Origin of the sequence: Streptomyces sp. NPDC048185, assembly GCF_043202495.1 — a bacterium.
Lineage (GTDB): Bacteria > Actinomycetota > Actinomycetes > Streptomycetales > Streptomycetaceae > Streptomyces.
In genome coordinates, this window is the sequence record NZ_JBIDAN010000016.1 from 101,804 (window position 1) to 121,742 (window position 19,939).

Annotated in this window: 19 protein-coding genes; 11 read left to right on the forward strand and 8 right to left on the reverse strand. The window is 73.1% G+C overall.

The annotated features are described in order from the left end of the window. Window positions 1–98 precede the first annotated feature (98 nt). The 3 genes from ACGF3H_RS33645 to ACGF3H_RS33655 all read left to right on the forward strand — a co-directional run bounded on the left by ACGF3H_RS33645 (window position 99) and on the right by ACGF3H_RS33655 (window position 4,067). Window positions 99–1,436 (forward strand): ABC transporter ATP-binding protein, encoded by a 1,338-nt coding sequence (locus tag ACGF3H_RS33645; RefSeq protein WP_362494170.1) that lies wholly within the window; start codon window positions 99–101, stop codon window positions 1,434–1,436. Between the two features lie 122 nt (window positions 1,437–1,558). Further along, the gene (locus ACGF3H_RS33650) at window positions 1,559–2,947 is read left to right on the forward strand and encodes an aldehyde dehydrogenase family protein (protein WP_362494173.1); all 1,389 of its coding nucleotides are present in this window, start codon (window positions 1,559–1,561) and stop codon (window positions 2,945–2,947) included. Between the two features lie 22 nt (window positions 2,948–2,969). Further along, window positions 2,970–4,067: a Zn-dependent alcohol dehydrogenase gene (locus ACGF3H_RS33655; protein ID WP_362494175.1), complete on the forward strand. Its 1,098-nt coding sequence runs from the start codon at window positions 2,970–2,972 to the stop codon at window positions 4,065–4,067. Window positions 4,068–4,166: 99 nt separating this feature from the next. Here ACGF3H_RS33655 and ACGF3H_RS33660 read toward each other — a convergent pair whose 3' ends face one another. From ACGF3H_RS33660 to ACGF3H_RS33670, 3 genes are all read right to left on the reverse strand, one after another. Continuing rightward, window positions 4,167–5,114, reverse strand: coding sequence for a DMT family transporter (locus ACGF3H_RS33660; RefSeq protein WP_393589212.1), 948 nt, complete (start codon window positions 5,112–5,114; stop codon window positions 4,167–4,169). 69 nt (window positions 5,115–5,183) lie between these two features. Further along, complete coding sequence (locus ACGF3H_RS33665) at window positions 5,184–5,897, reverse strand: winged helix-turn-helix domain-containing protein (protein ID WP_362494179.1); 714 nt, start codon at window positions 5,895–5,897, stop codon at window positions 5,184–5,186. Between the two features lie 46 nt (window positions 5,898–5,943). Next, entirely contained in the window at window positions 5,944–6,585 is a 642-nt protein-coding gene (locus ACGF3H_RS33670; protein ID WP_362494181.1) for a TetR/AcrR family transcriptional regulator, read from the reverse strand. Between the two features lie 102 nt (window positions 6,586–6,687). On the opposite strand from ACGF3H_RS33670, the gene ACGF3H_RS33675 reads away from it, so the two are divergent. The 3 genes from ACGF3H_RS33675 to ACGF3H_RS33685 all read left to right on the forward strand — a co-directional run bounded on the left by ACGF3H_RS33675 (window position 6,688) and on the right by ACGF3H_RS33685 (window position 8,921). Further along, window positions 6,688–7,839 carry an acyl-CoA dehydrogenase family protein gene (locus tag ACGF3H_RS33675; RefSeq protein ID WP_362494184.1) on the forward strand — a complete coding sequence of 384 codons (1,152 nt, stop codon included), beginning with the start codon at window positions 6,688–6,690 and terminating at the stop codon, window positions 7,837–7,839. 61 nt (window positions 7,840–7,900) lie between these two features. Beyond that, on the forward strand, window positions 7,901–8,191 hold the full coding sequence (locus ACGF3H_RS33680; protein WP_239769840.1) for a YiaA/YiaB family inner membrane protein: 291 nt from the start codon (window positions 7,901–7,903) through the stop codon (window positions 8,189–8,191). Window positions 8,192–8,273: 82 nt separating this feature from the next. Then, window positions 8,274–8,921: a TetR/AcrR family transcriptional regulator gene (locus ACGF3H_RS33685; RefSeq protein ID WP_362494188.1), complete on the forward strand. Its 648-nt coding sequence runs from the start codon at window positions 8,274–8,276 to the stop codon at window positions 8,919–8,921. Window positions 8,922–8,925: 4 nt separating this feature from the next. On the opposite strand, the gene ACGF3H_RS33690 is transcribed toward ACGF3H_RS33685, so the two are convergent. Beyond that, complete coding sequence (locus tag ACGF3H_RS33690; protein ID WP_362494191.1) at window positions 8,926–9,387, reverse strand: MaoC family dehydratase; 462 nt, start codon at window positions 9,385–9,387, stop codon at window positions 8,926–8,928. 141 nt (window positions 9,388–9,528) lie between these two features. Between ACGF3H_RS33690 and soxR the strand changes: the two genes are divergently transcribed. After that, window positions 9,529–10,047 (forward strand): redox-sensitive transcriptional activator SoxR, encoded by a 519-nt coding sequence (gene soxR, locus ACGF3H_RS33695; protein WP_362494194.1) that lies wholly within the window; start codon window positions 9,529–9,531, stop codon window positions 10,045–10,047. 53 nt (window positions 10,048–10,100) lie between these two features. Here the strand turns inward: soxR and ACGF3H_RS33700 are convergent, their stop codons facing one another. Then, window positions 10,101–10,880 (reverse strand): 3-keto-5-aminohexanoate cleavage protein, encoded by a 780-nt coding sequence (locus ACGF3H_RS33700; RefSeq protein ID WP_362494197.1) that lies wholly within the window; start codon window positions 10,878–10,880, stop codon window positions 10,101–10,103. Window positions 10,881–10,902: 22 nt separating this feature from the next. After that, complete coding sequence (locus ACGF3H_RS33705; protein WP_362494200.1) at window positions 10,903–11,505, reverse strand: hypothetical protein; 603 nt, start codon at window positions 11,503–11,505, stop codon at window positions 10,903–10,905. Window positions 11,506–11,740: 235 nt separating this feature from the next. On the opposite strand from ACGF3H_RS33705, the gene ACGF3H_RS33710 reads away from it, so the two are divergent. Further along, window positions 11,741–14,548, forward strand: a complete 2,808-nt coding sequence (locus ACGF3H_RS33710) for a penicillin acylase family protein (protein WP_362494203.1) — start codon at window positions 11,741–11,743, stop codon at window positions 14,546–14,548. A 29-nt stretch (window positions 14,549–14,577) separates the two neighbouring features. Here the strand turns inward: ACGF3H_RS33710 and ACGF3H_RS33715 are convergent, their stop codons facing one another. Further along, on the reverse strand, window positions 14,578–15,828 hold the full coding sequence (locus tag ACGF3H_RS33715) for a DUF1343 domain-containing protein (RefSeq protein WP_362494206.1): 1,251 nt from the start codon (window positions 15,826–15,828) through the stop codon (window positions 14,578–14,580). Window positions 15,829–15,988: 160 nt separating this feature from the next. Between ACGF3H_RS33715 and ACGF3H_RS33720 the strand changes: the two genes are divergently transcribed. From ACGF3H_RS33720 to ACGF3H_RS33730, 3 genes are read left to right on the forward strand one after another with little or no spacing between them, the layout of a single operon-like run. Beyond that, window positions 15,989–16,756 (forward strand): SDR family oxidoreductase, encoded by a 768-nt coding sequence (locus ACGF3H_RS33720; protein WP_362494209.1) that lies wholly within the window; start codon window positions 15,989–15,991, stop codon window positions 16,754–16,756. After that, window positions 16,753–18,423: an AMP-binding protein gene (locus ACGF3H_RS33725; protein ID WP_362494211.1), complete on the forward strand. Its 1,671-nt coding sequence runs from the start codon at window positions 16,753–16,755 to the stop codon at window positions 18,421–18,423. Before ACGF3H_RS33720 ends, ACGF3H_RS33725 begins: the two co-directional genes overlap by 4 nt. Window positions 18,424–18,448: 25 nt before the next feature. After that, on the forward strand, window positions 18,449–19,042 hold the full coding sequence (locus tag ACGF3H_RS33730; protein ID WP_362494214.1) for a TetR/AcrR family transcriptional regulator: 594 nt from the start codon (window positions 18,449–18,451) through the stop codon (window positions 19,040–19,042). Here ACGF3H_RS33730 and ACGF3H_RS33735 read toward each other — a convergent pair. Further along, window positions 18,981–19,913, reverse strand: coding sequence for a LysR family transcriptional regulator (locus ACGF3H_RS33735; protein ID WP_362494217.1), 933 nt, complete (start codon window positions 19,911–19,913; stop codon window positions 18,981–18,983). The two genes, ACGF3H_RS33730 and ACGF3H_RS33735, sit on opposite strands and share 62 nt — an antisense overlap. Window positions 19,914–19,939 lie beyond the last annotated feature (26 nt).

The window sequence follows — 19,939 nt, forward strand, 5'->3', positions numbered from 1 at the left end:
GCACAGTCCGTTAACTTCCGTGACTCACGCGCCCCGTGCGTCCCGTACGAGGCGTCCGTCCGCGAAGTCCCAGCGCCAGTGAGCCCCCGGGGGCATGCATGACACGCGCCATCTCCCTGCACGACGTGAGCAAGACCTACGCGCGAGGCGTCCGCGTGGTGGACCGGCTGTCGCTGGACATCGCGCCCGGCGAGTTCCTCGTCCTGCTCGGCCCCTCCGGCTGCGGCAAGTCCACCCTCCTGCGCATGATCGCGGGGCTGGAGGAGATCACCGAGGGCAGACTCCTGCTGGACGGCGAGTACGCCAACGACCTGCTCCCCGCCGAGCGGCGCATGTCCATGGTCTTCCAGAACTTCGCCCTGTACCCCAACATGACGACCCGCGGGAACATCGGCTTCCCGCTGCGCGTCGAGGCGCCCCAGGCCGACCACGGCCCCCGCGTGGACGCCACCGCCCGCATGCTGGGCATCGAGGACCTGCTCGACCGCTTCCCCGCCCAGCTCTCCGGCGGCGAACGCCAGCGTGTCGCCATGGGCCGGGCCATCTCCCGCCGGCCCACCGCCTTCCTGATGGACGAGCCGCTGTCCAACCTCGACGCCAAGCTCCGCAACCACCTGCGCGCCGAGATCACCAGGCTGACCCGCGAACTGGGCGTCACCACCGTCTACGTCACGCACGACCAGTCGGAGGCCATGTCCCTCGGCGACCGGGTCGCCGTCCTGCGCGGCGGCGTGCTCCAGCAGGTGGACACCCCGCGCACCGTCTACGCCCTGCCGCGCAACGTCTTCGTCGCCGCCTTCATCGGCACCCCGCGCATCAACCTGCTGCGCGGCCTCGTACGCGCCCCGCTCGACGGCGCGATGACCGTCAGCCTGGGCAAGCAGTACCTGCGGCTGCCCGAACCGCTCTCCCTGGACCACCAGTTGCTCCGCGTCCAGCAGGGCCGCGAGGTCATCGTGGGCCTGCGGTCCGAGGCCGTCCGGATCGCGGACCCCTCCTCCGCCCGCCCCGGCGAGGTGCTGCTCACCGGCCTGGTGGAGCACGTCGAGTTCCAGGGCCACGAGGTTCTCGTCCACTTCAACACCGGTTCGCGCCCCGCCGTCGTGCCCGACCTGGAGGCACCGCGGCCGACCGCCCGCCCCGCCGGGCGCCGCCGCCGCGACGGCACGGTCCTCGACCGGCTGAAGGAGCGGGCGGGCGCCCTGCGCGCCGGCCCGGTGGTGGTCATGGACGACCCCGTCGACGCCGACCCCGCCGTCGCCGCCCCCGACGGCCGGCTGCCCGGCGACCTGATCGTCCGCACCACCCCGGACATGCACCTCCGCCACGGCATGCAGGTGCCCCTCCTCGTCGACCTCGCCCACATGTTCGTCTTCGACCAGCACGGCGAACGGATCTGCCCCGCCCCGGCGCGGCTGCCGGACCTGGAGGAGTGATCCCACGGGCGTCCCGTCCTCCGGGAGGGTGAGCCGCGCCACCATGCCGGCCGGCCCTGGTGCCGTAAAACTATCGGCGCTAGTTTGGGGGCGGACGACGAGGCCCGCCCGGAAGGAACGCGATGAAGGCACACGACGGCATGTACATCGACGGGGCCTGGCGCCCCGCCGACGGCCGGGACACGATCGACGTGGTGAACCCGGCCGACGAGCAGGTGATCGGCAAGGTCCCCGCCGGCACCGCCCTGGACGTGGACACCGCCGTACGGGCCGCCCGCGCCGCCCTGCCGGGCTGGGCCGCCACCCCGCCCGCCGAACGCGCCGCGCGCCTGGCCGCCCTGCGGGACGTGCTGGTGTCCCGCAAGGACGAGATCGCCGAGACCGTCACCGCCGAGCTCGGCTCACCGCTGAAGTTCTCGCAGGCCGTGCACGCGGGCGCCCCGATCGCGGTGGCCGGTTCCTACGCCGAGCTGGCGGCGACGTACGCCTTCGAGGAGAAGGTCGGCAACTCCGTCGTCCACCACGAGCCGATCGGCGTGGTCGGCGCCATCACCCCCTGGAACTACCCGCTCCACCAGATCGTCGCCAAGGTCGCCCCGGCGCTCGCGGCCGGCTGCACGGTCGTCCTCAAGCCCGCCGAGGACACCCCGCTCACCGCCCAGCTCTTCGCCGAGGCGGTGCACGAGGCCGGCGTCCCGGCGGGTGTCTTCAACCTGGTCACCGGCCTCGGCCCGGTCGCCGGCCAGGCCCTCGCCGAGCACGCGGACGTCGACCTGGTCTCCTTCACCGGCTCCACCGCCGTCGGCCGCCGCATCGGCGCGATCGCCGGCGCGGCCGTCAAGAAGGTCGCCCTGGAACTCGGCGGCAAGTCCGCCAACGTGATCCTGCCGAGCGCCGACCTGGCCAGGGCCGTCAACGTCGGCGTCGCCAACGTCATGTCCAACTCCGGCCAGACGTGCAGCGCGTGGACCCGCATGCTGGTCCACCGCGACCGGTACGACGAGGCCGTGGAGCTGGCCGCCGAGGCCGCCGCGAAGTACGGCGACCGAATCGGCCCGGTCGTCAACGCCAAGCAGCAGGAGCGGGTGCGCGGCTACATCGAGAAGGGCGTCGCCGAGGGCGCGCGGCTCGTCGCGGGCGGCCTCGAAGCCCCGCGCGAACAGGGCTACTTCGTCAGCCCCACCGTCCTCGCCGACGTGACCGAGAACATGACCGTCGCCCAGGAGGAGATCTTCGGGCCCGTCCTGTCCGTCCTGGCCTACGAGGACGAGGAGGACGCCCTGCGGATCGCCAACGGCACCGTGTACGGCCTCGCGGGTGCCGTCTGGGCCGGGGACGAGGCCGAGGCGGTCGCCTTCGCCCGCCGCATGGACACCGGCCAGGTCGACATCAACGGCGGACGCTTCAACCCACTGGCCCCCTTCGGCGGCTACAAGCAGTCCGGCGTCGGCCGCGAACTCGGCTCGCACGGCCTCGCCGAGTACCTCCAGACCAAGTCCCTCCAGTTCTGATCCCAGGGGAGTTGCCCACGTCATGGCCGTCCGAGATGTCGTCCGCGCCGCTGTCGTACCCGCAGTCGGCTCCCCGCTGGAGGTCACCGGGATCGAGCTGCCCGAGCCCGGCCCCGGCCAGGTCCGGGTGAGGCTCGCCGCCGCCGGGGTCTGCCACTCCGACCTGTCCCTGTCCAACGGCACCATGCGCGTGCCCCTCCCCGCCGTCCTCGGCCACGAGGGCGCCGGCACGGTCGTCGCGGTCGGTGAGGGCGTCGCCCACGTCGCACCCGGCGACGGCGTCGTCCTCAACTGGGCCCCGTCCTGCGGCGCCTGCCACCCCTGCTCGCTCGGCGAGGTCTGGCTGTGCGCCGACGCCCTGTCCGGCGCGGCGAACACGCACGCCCGCCGCGCCGACGACGGCACCGTCCTGCACCCCGGTCTGAACGTCGCCGCGTTCGCCGAGGAGACGGTCGTGTCCGCGTCCTGCGTCCTGCCCTGCCCGGACGGCATCCCGCTCACCGACGCCGCCCTGCTCGGCTGCGCCGTCCTCACCGGCTACGGCGCCGTCCACCACTCGGCGAAGGTCCGGGAGGGCGAGACGGTCGCCGTGTTCGGCGCCGGGGGAGTGGGCCTCGCCACCCTCCAGGCGGCGCGTATCGCGGGCGCGTCGAAGATCGTCGCGGTCGACGTCTCCCCGGAGAAGGAGGAGCTGGCCCGCGCGGCCGGAGCCACCGACTACCTCGTCGCCTCCGACACCACCGCCCGCGAGATCCGCGCCCTCACCGGAAAACAGGGCGTCGACGTGGCCGTCGAGTGCGTCGGCCGCGCGGTCACCATCCGCACCGCCTGGGACTCCACCCGGCGCGGCGGACGCACCACGGTCGTCGGCATCGGCGGCAAGGACCAGCAGGTCACCTTCAACGCCCTGGAGATCTTCCACTGGGGCCGCACCCTGGCCGGCTGCGTCTACGGCAACGCCGACCCGGCCCGGGACCTCCCGGTCCTGGCCGAACACGTCCGCACCGGCCGCCTCGACCTGGGCGCCCTGGTGACGGAACACATCGCCCTGGACGGCATCCCGGCGGCCTTCGACAACATGCTGGCGGGCAAGGGCGGCCGGGCGCTGGTGGTCTTCTAGGCCCCGCCGGGCCGTGACCGTCGTCCGCCCGAAGGGGCTGCCCCGCGGCGAGCGTGCGCGCCAGGCGCCGCGGGGCAGGCGCGCACGGCCGGGCGGGCCCTACCGCCGGCCCACGTCCTCGCGGCGCGGCTCCGGGGCCCCCTCCGGCTCCGGAGCCGTCGCCGCGCGCCTCCTGGACCGCGACACGGCCACGCCCGCCAGGCACAGCGCCCCGCCCGCCAGCGTGAGCAGCCCGGGCACCTCGCCCAGCGCCAGCCACGACATCAGGACGACGAGCGCGGGCACCGCGTACGTCGTCGCGCCCATCCGGCCGGCGGTCGTCCGGGCCAGCGCGTACGCCCACGTCGTGAACGCCAGGGCGGTCGGGAACACGCCCAGGTAGACCATGTTGAGCGTCGCGGAGGCGGGTGCCGTCGCCGCCTCCCGCACGAGCTGCCCGGCGAACGGCAGGCACACCACCGCCCCGACCAGGCACCCGAACGTCGTCACCTGCAGCGCGCTCGCGTGGGCCAGCGCGGGCTTCTGCGCGACCACCCCGCCCGCGTACGCCACGGCGGCCAGCAGGCACAGCACCACCCCGAACAGCGAGGAGCCGCCCTCGCCGGACATCGACAGGCCCACGGTCACCGCGCCCGCGAACGACACCGCCATCCCCGTCACCAGCCGCGGCGGCAGCGCGTCCCCGAGGAGCCGGGCGCCGAGCAGCGCGATGAGGATCGGCCCGACGTTCACCACCAGGGCGGCCGTACCGGCGTCCACCTGCTGCTCGCCCCAGTTCAGGACGACCATGTAGAAGCCGAACCACAGCAGCCCGGATATCGCGATCCCCCGCCAGGCCGCCCGGGGCGGCAGCCCTGCCCGGCGCACCAGGCAGATCACCCCCAGTGTCAGCGCGCCCGACAGCAGCCGCCCGAGCGCCAGCGCGCCCGGTGAGTACGCCTCGCCCGCGCTGCGGATGGAGACGAAGGCGGAGGCCCACAGGACGACGGTGACGGTGGCGGCGCCGGCGGCGAGAAGTTCGGCACGGCGGGACGGGGCGGTGCTCATCATGCTCCAGAGGCTAGGCAGGAAGGGGGGTCTCGGGGCCGGCCGTTTCCGGACGCGGCACCCGCGCGCTCAGCGCAGCACCGCCGGGTCGATGCCCAGCAGCCCGGACAGCGCCTCCTCGCCGGCCGGCGTCACCTTCACCGCCCGCTCCGAGCCGATGCGCACGCACCAGCCCGAGTCCAGCGCGTGCCGGCACAGGGCCGCGCCCGCGACGCCCGCGAGGTGGGGACGGCGTTCGGTCCAGTCCAGGCAGGCGCGGGCCAGTGGACGGCGGTTCGTCCGGTCGAGGCGGATCCCGGCGGCGTCGAACCAGCCGAGTCCCGCGTCGGTGAGCGCGAAGCCGGTGTCCTGGCGCAGCAGCCCGCGCCCGGTCAGCGCATCGGTGACCGTGATCCCGAGCCGCCCGGCGAGATGGTCGTAGCAGGTGCGCCCGCGCGCCATCGCCGACCCGGCGCTCGACGCGCGCAGGGTGCGCGGACGCCGTGCCGCCGCCCCGGGCGCGACCTGGGCGGCCAGGTCCTCCACGAGGTGCGCGATCCGTTCGTCGGCCAGCCGCACGTACCGGTGCCGCCCCTGGCGCTCCTCGGCGAGCAGGCCGCCGGCGACGAGCTTGCCGAGGTGTTCGCTCAGTGTCGACGCGGCGACGCCCGCGTGCCGGGCCAGCTCACCGGCGGTCCACGCCCGCCCGTCCAGCAGCGCCAGCAGGCAGGCGGCCCTGGTCTCGTCGGCGATGAGCCCGGCCAGCCGCGCCAGCCCGGGCGCCTCGGCGTCCTTGTCCGTCATGTCTCCAGCATGGGGCACGGACACTTCGGCAGGCGCCGAAGTGTCCTCAGGCGTTCCGTCCCGCCTGCTCGTACTGCTGCGCGAGCCCGTCCAGCAGCGCCGTCAGCCCGGTCTCGAAGGCCCGCTCGTCGATCTTCTCCTGCTGCTCCGCCAGGAGGTGCGCCTTGCCGAGGTGGGGGTAGTCGGCGGGGTCGTAGGCGTCGGCGTCGTCCGGGAAACCCCGCGCGAAGGAGCCGAGCGCGGAGCCCATGACGAAGTACCGCATCAGCGCGCCGATGGACGTCGCCTGCGCCGGCGGCCAGCCGGCCGCGACCATCGCGCCGTAGACGGCGTCGGCGAGGTGCAGCGCGGCCGGGCGGCGTCCGGGCCCGTGGGCCAGGACCGGGACGATGTTGGGGTGGTCGCGCAGAGCCGCCCGGTAGGAGACGGCCCAGTCGTGCAGCGCGGTCCGCCAGTCCCGGCCGTCCTCGAACATCGACAGGTCGACCTGCGCGCTGACCGAGTCGGCCACGGCCTCCAGGATCTCGTCCTTGGTGCGGAAGTGGTTGTAGAGCGAGGGCCCGCTGACCCCCAGTTCCGCCGCGAGCCGGCGCGTGGAGACGGCCGCGAGGCCCTCCGCGTCCACCAGCGCGCGGGCCGTCTCGACGATCCGGTCGGTGCTGAGCAGGGGCTTGCGCGGTCGGGCCATGGCGCACATAGTAGGGCTGCGGCGTTAAACTAGCAGTGCTAATTTAAATGTCCGGATTTCAAGGGACGCTTGTCCGATCCGTCTACTGTGGGGTGACCCGTCATGAACCTGGAGCTCAGCGAGGAGCAGACCGCCGTACGGCAGCTCGCCCGGGACTTCGTGGAGCGCGAGATCGCACCCCACGTCGTCGCCTGGGACCGTGCCGAGGAGGTGGACCGGTCCATCGTCAAGAAGCTCGGCGAGGTCGGCTTCCTCGGTCTCACCGTCGACGAGGAGTACGGCGGCTCCGGCGGCGACCACCTCGCGTACTGCCTGGTGACGGAGGAACTGGGGCGCGGCGACAGCTCCGTGCGCGGCATCGTGTCCGTCTCCCTCGGCCTGGTCGCCAAGACCATCGCCGCCTGGGGGGACGAGGAGCAGAAGCGGCGCTGGCTGCCGGGGCTGACCTCCGGCGAGTACGTCGGCTGCTTCGGCCTGACCGAGCCCGGCACGGGATCGGACGCCGGGAACCTCTCCACGCGCGCGGTCCGCGACGGCGACGACTACGTCATCAACGGCACCAAGATGTTCATCACCAACGGCACCTGGGCCGACGTCGTCCTGCTCTTCGCCCGCTCCACCGACGCCCCCGGCCACAAGGGCGTCTCCGCCTTCCTGGTGCCCACCGACACCCCCGGCCTGTCCCGCCGTACGGTCCACGGCAAGCTCGGACTGCGCGGCCAGGCCACCGCCGAGCTGGTCCTGGAGGACGTCCGCGTCCCCGCCTCCGCGATGCTGGCCCCCGAGGGCAAGGGCTTCTCGGTCGCGATGTCGGCGCTCGCCAAGGGCCGCATGTCGGTCGCGGCCGGCTGCGTCGGCATCGCCCAGGCCGCCCTGGACGCGGCCGTGCGGTACGCGGGGGAGCGAGAGCAGTTCGGGAAGACCATCGCCCACCACCAGCTGGTGCAGGAGCTGATCAGCGACATCGCCCTCGACGTGGACGCGGCCCGCCTGCTGACCTGGCGGGTCGCCGACCTGATCGACCGCGGGCAGCCCTTCACCGTCGAGTCCTCGAAGGCCAAGCTGTTCGCCTCGGAGGCCGCCGTCCGCGCCGCCAACAACGCCCTCCAGGTCTTCGGCGGCTACGGCTACATCGACGAGTACCCGGCCGGCAAGCTGCTGCGCGACGCCCGCGTGATGACCCTCTACGAGGGCACCAGCCAGATCCAGAAGCTGGTCATCGGGCGGGCGCTGACGGGCGTCTCGGCCTTCTGAGTAGCCGGACTGAGTACGACGGCGGATGTGGCGGCGGCCGCATCCGCCGACGCTTGTCCCCATGAGTGACACACCGGTCAAGCAGCAGAGCACCGCCGCCTTCTACGGGCAGGCCGTCGCATCGTTCGCCGTCGCCATGATCGCCACCTCCATCGGCATCTACCGGCTCCAGGCCGACGCCTGGGTGCGCGCCTTCCTCGCCATCGCCGTCCTGTACCTCGTCACGTCCGCCTTCACCCTGGCCAAGATCATCCGAGACCGGCAGGAGGCCGGGCAGATCGTCAGCCGCGTCGACCAGGCCCGGCTGGAGAAACTCCTCGCCGAGCACGACCCCTTCGAGAAACTGGGGTGACCTGTGCGCGGGGCTCCTCTAAGCGCCCGCTCAGCTTCGGCGGTATGGTGGAGCTCCTGTCACCGAGAGGGGCGAACGAGCGATGAGTACGGCGGCCGAGACGGCGGGCGGCGACATCGAGCCGTGGGAAGAGGTCACGCCCGACGCGGCCCGGCGACTGCTGGTCGCCGCCGTGGAGGCCTTCGCCGAGCGCGGGTACCACGCGACCACGACCCGCGACATCGCCGGGCGGGCCGGCATGAGTCCGGCCGCGCTCTACATCCACTACAAGACCAAGGAAGAGCTGCTCCACCGCATCAGCCGGATCGGCCACGACCGGGCGCTCGGCATCCTGCGCACGGCGGCCGAGGGCGAGGGCAGTGCCACGGAGCGGCTCGCCGACGCCGTGAGCTCCTTCGTGCGCTGGCACGCGGGGCGGCGCACCACCGCACGGGTGGTGCAGTACGAGCTGGACGCGCTCGGGCCGGACGCCCGCGCCGAGATCGTCGCGCTGCGCCGCCAGGTCGACGCCGAGGTGCGCGGCATCATCGAGGAGGGCGTCGCCTCGGGCGAGTTCGAGGTGGCGGACGTGCAGGGCACGACGCTCGCCGTGCTCTCCCTCTGCATCGACGTCGCCCGCTGGTTCAACGTGAACGGACCCCGGACGCCCGACGAGGTCGGCGCGCTCTACGCCGACCTCGTGCTGCGGATGGTGCGGGCCAAGGAGCCCGGCGCCGCTCAGGGGCGCTAGCGGCTCACAGGTAGTAGCGCGCGACGGACTCGGCGACGCACACCGGCTTGTCGCCGCCCTCGCGCTCCACGGTGAAGGCGACGGCCACCTGGATCCCTCCCGGGACGTCCTCGACGCCGGTGATCGTCGCCGTGGCGCGCACCCGCGAGCCGACCGGTACGGGGGCGGGGAAACGGACCTTGTTGGTGCCGTAGTTGACGCCCATCTTCACGCCCTCGACCTGGAGCAGCTGCGGTCCGAAGAGCGGGAGCAGCGACAGGGTCAGGTACCCGTGCGCGATGGTGGTGCCGAACGGGCCCGCGGCGGCCTTCTCCGGGTCCACGTGGATCCACTGGTGGTCGCCGGTGGCCTCCGCGAACAGGTCGATGCGCTTCTGGTCGACCTCCAGCCAGTCGGTGTACCCCAGCTGCTCACCCACCGCCGCCTTCACGTCGTCGGCGGATGTGAAGATCCTCGGCTCTGCCATGTCCCGGCCTCCCGCGTCAAAGGTTTCGTGGCTCCGCCCGGCCGGCGCCTGCCGACCATGCTAAGCAACTGCTTAGCATGGTCGCCCGTGAGGCCCATGTCAACGGACCGCAGGGGTGAGCGGGTGGGTAGGGTTCGGGGAGTGCCTCAGATTCCCGAGAAGATCCACGAGCTCACGGTCGGCCAGCTCGCCGCGCGCAGCGGCGCCGCCGTCTCCGCCCTGCACTTCTACGAGTCCAAGGGCCTGATCAGCAGTCGCCGCACCTCGGGCAACCAACGCCGCTTCAGCCGTGACGCGCTGCGCCGGGTCGCCTTCGTGCGGGCCGCCCAGCGCGTCGGCATCCCGCTCGCCACGATCCGGGAGGCGCTCGCCGAGCTGCCGGAGGGGCGTACGCCCACCGAGGACGACTGGGCCAGGCTCTCCGCGGCCTGGCGCTCCGAACTGGACGAGCGGATCAAGCAGCTGAACCGGCTGCGCGACCACCTCACCGACTGCATCGGCTGCGGCTGCCTGTCCCTGGAAACGTGCGTGCTGTCCAACCCCGACGACGCCTTCGGAGAGAGCCGCGCGGGCTCCCGCCTGCTGGTGGAACGCAAGACCGGCCCGAAGCCGTCCCGCACGCGCGCACCGGCTCCCGCCGACCCGGCGTGCTGCGACTGACCGGCGCACGTCGGACACGCGTCCGGGGCGGGACGCGGGCCGGCGGGCCCGGTTCACGCCCCGCGGCGCCGGGCCGCCCGCCACTCGGTCAGGCCCGCCGCCACCAGCTCGGTGTTCGACCGGGCGGGCCGGCCGTCCGGAAGGAACAGGGTGTCCTCCAGGCCGACGCGGGTCACGAGGCCCAGCCGGCCGGCCAGGCGCAGCACCGGCCAGGTGCCGCCGTCCTCGCCGTGCAGCAGCACCGGGCGGCCGTGCGCCGTGCCCAGGCCGGCCAGCAGGGCCCGCGCGGACGCCTCCGCGGTCTGCGCGTCGGGGTCCGTGACCTCCGCCAGCACGCGCAGCACCCTCGGGCCCAGCGGCGAGCGCGCGAACCGTTCCGCCCCGTCCGTGCCGGACCAGATGCCCGCCTCGACACCCACCCCCCGCTCGATCAGCGCGGCGGCGACCGCCTCGGCGCCCGGCTCGTGCCAGTTGACCGAGGCGTGGTCGGGCAGCGGCCCCCAGCTCCGGACGCGCGCCACCCTGGCGTCCGGGCCGCGTTCGGCCCAGGCCCCGGTGGTCACCCCGACCGGCACCGGCACGCGCGCCCGTATCGCCGCGAGGGTCACCGCGAGCACCCGCGGCGACAACGTGTCCTGCCCGCACGGGGTCTTGGGATGGACATGGACGTCCGTGGCCCCGGCGGCCACCGCCTCGGACACGGCGTCCGCCATCGCCTCCGGCGTCAGCGGCACCGCCGCGCCGTCGGCGCCCCCGCGGGCACCGTTCACACACACCTGCACCGTTCCCCCGTCGTCCGGCGCCACCGACGACACCCGTCGGGGGTGCGGCATCCCCGGCGCACCCCCGCGGCCACTACGCCGACATCAGCAGCCGTTCACGCCGGGCGTCCGCCAGGGCGTCCGGGGTCAGCACCGGCCGCGGCACCAGGATCCCGCAGTCCGTGCAGACCGGCCCCGTCGACGGCTCGTGGTCCAGGTCGTACTTCCAGACCAGTCGGTCCCCGTCGCACACCGGGCACACCGCGCCCGGGTCGCGCTCCAGCGCCGAGATCAGCCGGCGCAGCACCTCCGCCAGCGGTCCGTCGGGGTGGACCTCCGGGTCGTCGCACCAGGCCACCCCGAAACCGCCCCAGGTCAGCCGGTGCCAGTCGTCCACACTGCCCGGCCTGCGCAGGCCGTCGTGCTTCTCCTTCCTGCGCCGCTCGGCGAACTCCACCTCGTAGGTCAGCCACACGGAACGCGCCTCCTCCAGCTCCTCCAGTGCGGCCACGAGCCGCGCCGGGTCGGGGGAGCGGTCCTCGGGGCCGAAACCGGCCCGCGAACACAGATGGTCCCAGGTCGCCCTGTGCCCATAAGGAGCGAACCGCTCAAGGCACTTGCGCAGCGAATAGCGCCGTAGCGCCAGGTCGCACCGTGGATCGCGGACCTGTCTCGCCAGACTCCGGAAACCGGCCATCGCCCTGCACCTCCGTCACACCTGCACCTGCACTTCGGTCACTTCGGCGTCGTCGTGGGGAGTCGTCCTCCCGACGTCGCCGAGTAGACGTATCGACACGCGATTCGGCTCCATCCGATTTCCGATGCCTCCCATAAGCCGATCGCATCCGCTTCCAAAACTGACGCATGTTCACCTTCCAACTCGGGGATACCGGCGGTAACGTCCGGGCCCACCCTCGTCGGGAGGAGCTGCCATGCAACGGCGCACCCCACGCAACGCCCTTGACAGACTGAGAACTCCCCGTCGCTTCCACGGGTTCCTGAAGAGCGCATCGGTATGCGCCCTCATTGCCGGACTTTTGTCACCGCTTTCCCCCGCGATGGCCGCCGGCACCAGCACCACCGCCCCCACGACCCCGCGGGCGACGGCCGGCGACCACTGCGGCGGCCGGTGTTCCGACATCCTGCCGCCCGGCCAGAACGGCAACGCCACCCTCGCCCAGATCCTCCTCAACCAGGCCTTCGGCACCCAGCCCGCGCACGCCGAGGACCAGCTCGGCCCCTACGCCGACCTCGCCACCGGCTACCAGGGCCTCACCAACGACAAGATCAACACGTTCTTCTCCGACGCCTCCTTCGGCGTCCCCGACGGCCAGGCCGCCTCCACCGTCCGCCCCGCGGGGCGCGGCGACGTGACCATCGTCCGCGACAAGAAGACCGGCGTGCCGCACATCACCGGCACCACCCGCTACGGCACCGAGTTCGGCGCCGGCTACGCCGCGGCCCAGGACCGGCTGTGGCTCATGGACCTCTTCCGGCACGTCGGACGGGGCCAGTTGACCCCCTTCGCCGGCGGCGCCCCCGCCAACCAGGGCCTGGAACAGCAGTTCTGGCGCAGCGCCCCCTACACCGAGGCCGACCTGGAGGCGCAGATCGAGAGCGCCGCCGCCAAGGCCGGCGAGCGCGGCGAGCTGGCCCTCGCCGACGTGGACGCCTACGTCGCCGGCGTCAACGCCTACATCGACGCCTCCGACAAGGGCCGCTACTTCCCCGGCGAGTACGTCCTGACCGGCCACAAGGACGCCATCACCAACGCCGGCACCATCGAGCACTTCAAGCGCAGCGACCTGATCGCGCTGGCCTCCGTCATCGGCTCCCTCTTCGGCGCCGGAGGCGGCGGCGAGGTGAACAACGCGCTCTCGCTGCTCGCCGCCCAGGAGAAGTACGGCGTCGCCGAGGGCACGAAGGTCTGGGAGTCCTTCCGCCAGCGCAACGACCCGGAGGCCGTTCTCACCCAGCGGGACGGCAGCTTCCCGTACCTGCCCACCCCGGACGACCCGCAGGGCCGTGCCCTGCCCGACGCCGGGTCTGTCCAGGCGGAGCCGCTGGTGTACGACCGCACCGGCAGCGCCGGCGCGGCGGGCGCGACCGGTGCCTCCGCGAAGGCGGCGGACACCGCCGTCACCTCGGCGCGGCGCGGCATGTCCAACGCCCTCGTCGTCAGCGGGAAGCACACCGACAGCGGCCACCCGGTCGCCGTCTTCGGCCCGCAGACCGGCTACTTCGCCCCGCAGCTGCTGATGCTCCAGGAGATCCAGGGCCCCGGCATCAGCGCCCGCGGCGCCTCCTTCGCCGGCCTGAGCATGTACGTCGAGCTCGGCCGCGGCCAGGACTACGCCTGGAGCGCGACGACATCGGGCCAGGACATCATCGACACCTACGCCGTCGAGCTGTGCCAGGACGACCACCACTACCTCTACCGCGGCACCTGCACCGCCATGGAGAAGGTCGAGCGGCGCAACGCCTGGAAGCCGACCGTCGCCGACTCCACCGCGGCCGGCTCCTACACGATGCGCGTCTGGCGCACCAAGTACGGCCCGGTCGAGTCCCGCGCCACGGTCGGCGGCAAGAAGGTCGCCTACACGACCCTGCGCTCCTCCTACCTCCACGAGGCCGACTCGATCATCGGCTTCCAGATGCTGAACGACCCGGACTACCTCGACAGTCCCGAGCGCTTCCAGGGCGCCGTCCAGCACATCAACTACACCTTCAACTGGTTCTACGCCGACTCCGAGCACACCGCGTACTACAACAGCGGCGACAACCCGGTGCGCGCGAACGGCGTCGACGCCGAGTTCCCGGTCTGGGCGCGTGACGCGTACGAGTGGCGGGACTGGGACCCGGCCGCCAACACCGCCCGGTACACGCCCGCGTCGGCCCACCCCCGCTCCGTCGACCAGGACTACTACATCTCCTGGAACAACAAGCAGGCCGAGGACTACCCCGCCGCCTCCTGGGGCAACGGCTCCGTCCACCGCGGCAACCTGCTCGACGACCGGGTGCGGAAACTGGTCGCGCAGGGGGGCGTCACCCGGGCCGCGCTGGTGAAGGCCATGGCCGAGGCGGGCCTCGCCGACCTGCGGGCCGAGGACGTCGTGCCCGGCCTGCTGAAGGTGATCGAGTCCGCGCCGGTGACCGACCCGGCGGCGAAGACGGCCGTGGACCGGCTCAAGGCCTGGCTGTCCGCGGGCGGCCTGCGCACGGAGACCTCGGCCGGCTCGAAGAAGTACGCCCACGCCGACGCGATCCGCACCCTGGACGCGTGGTGGCCGCTGCTGGTGAAGGCCGAGTTCGAACCCGGCCTCGGCAGCGACCTGTACACCGCCTTCACCCGCAACCTGCCCGTCGACGAGTCACCGTCCGCCGCCCACGGCCCGACCGGCGCCCACGCCGGCAGCGCCTTCCAGTACGGCTGGTGGAGCTTCGTCGACAAGGACGTCCGGTCGGTGCTCGGCGAGTCCGTCAAGGGCCCGCTCGCGCGGGAGTACTGCGGCGGAGGCGACCTCGCCGCCTGCCGGGGCACCCTGGTCTCCACCCTGAAGGAGGCCGCGGGCCGCACCCCCGCCCAGGTCTACCCGGGCGACGACAACTGCTCCGCGGGCGACCAGTGGTGCGCCGACTCGGTGATCCACCGCACCCTCGGCGGCATCAAGCACGGCGGCATCAGCTGGCAGAACCGGCCGACCTACCAGCAGGTCGTGGAGTTCACGTCCCACCGGTGACCGGCCGGCACCGTGATCAGCGGTAGTGCTCAGCGGTAGAGGAGGTACTGGCGGCGCGTCCTGCGGAACGCCGCCAGTTCGCTCTCCCAACCGTGCACCACCTCGTCGGTGTCCGCGCCCGCGTCGATCATCGTGCGCACCTGTGTGGAGCCGGTGAGCTTGTCGATCCAGTTGTCCGGCCGCCAGGCGAAGCCGTCCCAGCTCCGCTTGGCGGTCACCAGCAGCGCGATCCCGGTGCGCACCGGGTCGAACGCGGCCCGGTCGTGCACATGGAGCTGCACACCCCCGACCGTCTTCCCCTGGAACTTGGAGAAGGTGGGCGCGAAGTACGCCTCCCGGAACCGCACGCCCGGCAGGCCGACGTCGTTCGCGGCGGCGGCCCAGGCGCCGTCGATCCCCTCCGCGCCCAGCAGCTCGAACGGGCGGGTGGTGCCGCGGCCCTCGGAGAGGTTCGTGCCCTCGAACAGACACGTGCCCGAGTACACCAGCGCGCACTCCGGGGTCGGCATGTTCGGGCTCGGCGGCACCCAGGGCAGCCCAGAGGCGTCGTAGAACTCCGACCGCTTCCAGCCCGTCATCGTCACCGTCTCCAGCGGCACCGGCGACGGCAGGAACTCGCCGTTGAAGAGCAGTGCCAGCTCGGCGACCGTCATGCCGTGCGCCTGGGCGATCGGCTGCCGCCCGACGAAGGTGGCGAACTCTTTGTGCAGCACGGGCCCCAGCGCCGCCCGCCCGGTCACCGGGTTCGGCCGGTCCAGCACCACGAACCGCTTGCCCGCGAGCCGGGCCGCCTCCATGCAGTCGTATAGCGTCCAGATGTACGTGTAGAAGCGCGCGCCCACGTCCTGGATGTCGAAGACGACGGTGTCCACGCCGGACGCCGTGAAGACGTCCGCCAGCGGCTGCCCGCTCTTCAGGTACGTGTCGTAGACGGGCAGCCCGGTCGCCGGGTCGTCGTAACGGCCCTCGGAGCCGCCGGCCTGCGCGGTGCCGCGGAAGCCGTGCTCGGGACCGAAAACGGCCGTCAGGTTCACCCTGCCGTCGGCGTGCATCACGTCCACGATGTGCCGCACGTCCCGGGTGATCCCGGTCGGGTTGGTGACGATCCCGACCCGCTCGCCCTCGAGCAGGGCGTAGCCGTCGTCGGCCAGCCGCTCGAACCCGGTGCGCAGCCGGCGGCCACCGCCCGAGGGGGCCGCCTGGGCCGGGCCGGCGGCGGCCGAGGCGGTGACCGCCACCGCGGCCGTGGTGGCGAGCAGATTCCGTCTGGACAGCGTCATGCGGTGACCTCCGTGATCGCGGCGGGTGTCATGCGCACGCACGCTAACCCGCGCCCCCGGTCCCACGGAACGACCGGAACCGCGGTTCACCTCTTCCGTCGCGCATACCGACTGGTTAGTCTGTCGTCCGGCAGCGCCCGAGCCGTGTCGAAGGAGACCGATGGTGGAAGCCGTGCAGGATGCCGGAGTCGTCGTCACCGGGGCAGGAGGCGGCATCGGCGCCGCGCTGGCCCGCCGCTTCGCGGCCGAGGGCGCCCGGGTGGTCGTCAACGACCTGGACGCCGGGCGGGCGAAGGCCGTCGCCGAGGAGATCGGCGGCGTCGCGGTCCCCGGGGACGCCTCCGCGATCGTCACCGAGGCCCGTGACGCGCTCGGCGGCACGGTGGACGTCTACTGCGCCAACGCCGGTGTCGCCTCCGGCGGTTCCGAGGCGGCGGACGAAGGGGTCTGGGCGCTCGCCTGGGACGTCAACGTGATGGCCCACGTACGCGCGGCCCACGAACTGATCCCCGACTGGTTGGAGCGCGGCAGCGGACGCTTCGTCTCGACCGTCTCGGCGGCCGGACTGCTCACCATGATCGGCGCCGCCCCCTACAGCGTCACCAAGCACGGCGCCTACGCCTTCGCCGAGTGGCTCTCCCTCACCTACCGCCACCGCGGCATCAAGGTGCACGCCGTCTGCCCCCAGGGCGTGCGCACCGACATGCTGACCGCCAGTGGCAGCGCGGGCGAGCTGGTGCTCGCGCCGACCGCGATCGAGCCCCAGGACGTGGCCGACGCCCTCTTCGAGGGCATCGAGAAGGACCGCTTCCTGATCCTTCCGCACCCCGAGGTGGGCGGGTACTACCAGGCCCGTGCCGCCGAACCCGAACGCTGGCTGCGCGGGATGAACCGCCTGCAGCGGCAGTGGGAGGGGGCGGCCCGATGACCGGCTCCCGTTACGCGGCCAAGCCCTGGCTGGGCCTCCTCACCGACGCCCAGAAGGCCCCGCTCGCCCCGGACGCCTCCCTGGTGCACGCCCTGCGCCGGGCGGCCGCCGAGGCACCCGACCGCGACTTCCTCGCCTACTTCGACGGCCGGCTCACCTACCGCGAGACCGACGAGCTGAGCGACTCCGTCGCCGGGCACCTCGCCGCCCGCGGCCTGCGGCGCGGCGACCGGGTCGCGGTCCTGCTGCAGAACTCCCCGCACTTCGTGCTCGCCGTCCTCGGCGCCTGGAAGGCGGGCGCGGTCGTCGTGCCCGTCAACCCGATGTACAAGTCGGGGGAGGTCGGCCACGTCCTGCGCGACGGCGAGGTGGCCGCGCTGATCTGCTCCGACCGGGCCTGGGAGGGGTACCTGCGCGAGACGGCAGCCGACTCGCCGGTGCGGACCGTGCTCACGGCCTGCGAACTGGACTTCCAGACCCGGGGCGACGCCCGTGTGCTGACCTTCGAGCGGCTGCCGCGCACCGAAGACGCCGACGACCTCACCGAGGTGGCCCGCGCCGGCCACAAGGCACCCGAGGGCCGCGACCCCGAGCCCGCCGGCACCGCGCTCATCAGCTACACCTCGGGCACCAGCGGCACGCCCAAGGGCGCCACCAACACGCACCGCAACATCATGTACAACGCCGAGCGGCAGCGCACCGGCCTCGGCCTGCCCGAGGCGCCGGTCTACTTCGCCCTGGCGCCGCTGTTCCACATCACCGGCATGGTCTGCCAGCTCGGCGCCTGCCTGAACAGCGTGGGCACGCTCGTCCTGGCGTACCGCTTCGAGGCGGGCGTCGTCCTGGACGCCTTCGCCGAGCACCGGCCGCACTACACCGTCGGCCCCTCCACCGCCTTCATGGCGCTGGCCGCCCATCCGTCCGTCACCCGCGAGCACTTCGCGTCCTTCGCCAACATCTCCTCCGGCGGCGCCCCGCTGCCGCCCGCCCTGGTGGAGAAGTTCCGCGCGGGCTTCGGCCCGTACATCCGCAACGGCTACGGGCTCACCGAGTGCACCGCGCCCTGCGCCTCCGTACCGCCCCACCTGGAGGCGCCCGTCGACCCGGTCTCCGGGACCCTCGCCGTGGGCGTGCCCGGCCCCGAGACGGTCGTCCGGATCCTCGACGACCGGGGCGAGGAGGCGCCCTTCGGCGAGCAGGGCGAGATCGTCGTCAGCGGCCCGCAGGTCGTCCCCGGCTACTGGCACCGCCCCGACGCCACCGCCGAGACCTTCCCCGGCGGCGAGCTGCGCACCGGCGACATCGGCTTCATGGACGAACGGGGCTGGCTCTACGTCGTCGACCGCAAGAAGGACATGATCAACGCCTCCGGCTTCAAGGTCTGGCCCCGCGAGGTCGAGGACGTCCTCTACACCCACCCGGCGGTGCGCGAGGCGGCCGTCGTCGGCGTGCCCGACGGGTACCGCGGGGAGACCGTCAAGGCGTACATCAGCCTCCGCCCGGGCGCCGACACCGACCCGGATGCGCTGGCCGCGTACTGCAAGGAGAGACTGGCCGCCTACAAATACCCGCGTCAGGTGGAGATCCTCACCGACTTGCCGAAGACGGCGAGTGGGAAGATCCTCCGTCGGGAACTGCGTTCCCGCACCCACGACGACGGACAGTGAGACAACGGAAAGGCAGGTGACGGCAGTGCCCAGGACCACGGAAGGGGACGGCACTCCGGTGCCGCAGCGGCTCCTGGCCGCCGCCACCCGGCTCTTCGCGGAGCAGGGCTACGACCGCACCTCGGTGCAGGAGATCGTGGAAGCGGCCGGTGTCACCAAGGGCGCGCTGTACCACTACTTCGGCTCCAAGGACGACCTCCTGCACGAGGTGTACGCGCGCGTGCTGCGCCTCCAGCAGGAACGCCTGGACGCCTACGCGGACTCCGACGAGCCGGTCGAGGAGCGGGTGCGCGCCGCGGCGGCCGACGTGGTCGTCACCACCATCGACAACCTCGACGACGCGTCGATCTTCTTCCGCTCGATGCACCAGTTGAGCCCCGAGAAGAACAAGCAGGTGCGCGCCGAGCGCCGGCGCTACCACGAGCGCTTCCGGGCGCTCATCGAGGAGGGCCAGCGGGCCGGCGTCTTCACCAAGGAGGTCCCGGCCGACCTCGTCGTGGACTACCACTTCGGCTCCGTGCACCACCTGTCGACCTGGTACCGCCCGGACGGCCCGCTCAGCCCGCAGGAAGTGGCCGACCACCTGGCCGACCTGCTGCTGCGCGCGCTGCGTCCGTGAGCCGGCCCGTGAGGTGATCGGCCAGGGCCGCCGCCGCCGGATTGCGCGGCAGCGGCCCCCGTCCGGCCAGCACGACCGTGCGTCCGGGCTCCGGCTGCCGGATCCGCACGCACGGCAGCCCGGCCCGCTCGCCGATCCGCCGCGGCACGAACGCCACCCCGATGCCGGCCCGCACCAGGTCGACCAGCAGCCCGATCTGGGTGACGTCACAGGTGATCCGGCGCTCCAGACCGCAGTGCGCCGCCAGCCGCCGCACCGCCGTCTCCAGTCCGGTGCCCGCGCGGAAGTCGACGAACGGCTCCTCGGCGAGGTCCTTGATCAGCGTCCGCCCGGCCTCGGCGAGGGGATGGCCCGGGGCGGTGATCAGGACCAGCTCCTCCTGCCACGACGCGTAGGGCGTGAGCCCCTCGGGCAGCGTCCCCGCGTCCGGCACCAGGTAGGCGAGGTCCAGTTCGCCCGCGCGCAGCGCCTCGGTCAGCTCACCGACCGGCGCGTCCCGCACCGACACCTGGACGCCGGGGAACCGGCGGTGGAACGTGGCCAGCTCGGCGGGCAGGTCCACGCACGTCAGCGTCTGGATCGTGCCGATGGCCACCCGGCCGGCGGCCAGCCCCGTCACCGCCGCGACCGACTGCCGGGCCTCCTCGGCGCCGGCCAGCAGCGCGCGGGCCCGCGGCAGCAGGGCGCGGCCCGCCTCCGTCAGCACGGCCCGGCGGCCGGTGCGGTCGAACAGGGCGGCGCCCAGCTCCCGTTCGAGGTTGCGGACCGAGGTGCTGAGCGCCGACTGCACGATCAGCTCGCGGCGCGCCGCGGCGGTGAAGCTGCCCTCGCTGACGACCGCCAAGAAGTGGCGGAGCTGGCGGATCTCCATCCATCTATTCTAGAGATGGGCCGCAG

What these genes read in the sequence shown, in the direction of transcription:
- ACGF3H_RS33645 (WP_362494170.1), top strand. Translation starts at nt 99, where the DNA reads ATGACACGCGCCATCTCCCTGCACGACGTGAGCAAGACCTACGCGCGA.
- ACGF3H_RS33710 (WP_362494203.1), top strand. Translation starts at nt 11,741, where the DNA reads ATGCAACGGCGCACCCCACGCAACGCCCTTGACAGACTGAGAACTCCC.
- ACGF3H_RS33735 (WP_362494217.1), bottom strand. Translation starts at nt 19,913, where the DNA reads ATGGAGATCCGCCAGCTCCGCCACTTCTTGGCGGTCGTCAGCGAGGGC.
- ACGF3H_RS33715 (WP_362494206.1), bottom strand. Translation starts at nt 15,828, where the DNA reads ATGACGCTGTCCAGACGGAATCTGCTCGCCACCACGGCCGCGGTGGCG.
- ACGF3H_RS33650 (WP_362494173.1), top strand. Translation starts at nt 1,559, where the DNA reads ATGAAGGCACACGACGGCATGTACATCGACGGGGCCTGGCGCCCCGCC.
- ACGF3H_RS33665 (WP_362494179.1), bottom strand. Translation starts at nt 5,897, where the DNA reads ATGACGGACAAGGACGCCGAGGCGCCCGGGCTGGCGCGGCTGGCCGGG.
- ACGF3H_RS33680 (WP_239769840.1), top strand. Translation starts at nt 7,901, where the DNA reads ATGAGTGACACACCGGTCAAGCAGCAGAGCACCGCCGCCTTCTACGGG.
- ACGF3H_RS33685 (WP_362494188.1), top strand. Translation starts at nt 8,274, where the DNA reads ATGAGTACGGCGGCCGAGACGGCGGGCGGCGACATCGAGCCGTGGGAA.
- ACGF3H_RS33675 (WP_362494184.1), top strand. Translation starts at nt 6,688, where the DNA reads ATGAACCTGGAGCTCAGCGAGGAGCAGACCGCCGTACGGCAGCTCGCC.
- ACGF3H_RS33720 (WP_362494209.1), top strand. Translation starts at nt 15,989, where the DNA reads ATGGTGGAAGCCGTGCAGGATGCCGGAGTCGTCGTCACCGGGGCAGGA.
- ACGF3H_RS33660 (WP_393589212.1), bottom strand. Translation starts at nt 5,114, where the DNA reads ATGAGCACCGCCCCGTCCCGCCGTGCCGAACTTCTCGCCGCCGGCGCC.
- ACGF3H_RS33705 (WP_362494200.1), bottom strand. Translation starts at nt 11,505, where the DNA reads ATGGCCGGTTTCCGGAGTCTGGCGAGACAGGTCCGCGATCCACGGTGC.
- ACGF3H_RS33670 (WP_362494181.1), bottom strand. Translation starts at nt 6,585, where the DNA reads ATGGCCCGACCGCGCAAGCCCCTGCTCAGCACCGACCGGATCGTCGAG.
- ACGF3H_RS33725 (WP_362494211.1), top strand. Translation starts at nt 16,753, where the DNA reads ATGACCGGCTCCCGTTACGCGGCCAAGCCCTGGCTGGGCCTCCTCACC.
- ACGF3H_RS33690 (WP_362494191.1), bottom strand. Translation starts at nt 9,387, where the DNA reads ATGGCAGAGCCGAGGATCTTCACATCCGCCGACGACGTGAAGGCGGCG.
- ACGF3H_RS33700 (WP_362494197.1), bottom strand. Translation starts at nt 10,880, where the DNA reads ATGCCGCACCCCCGACGGGTGTCGTCGGTGGCGCCGGACGACGGGGGA.
- ACGF3H_RS33655 (WP_362494175.1), top strand. Translation starts at nt 2,970, where the DNA reads ATGGCCGTCCGAGATGTCGTCCGCGCCGCTGTCGTACCCGCAGTCGGC.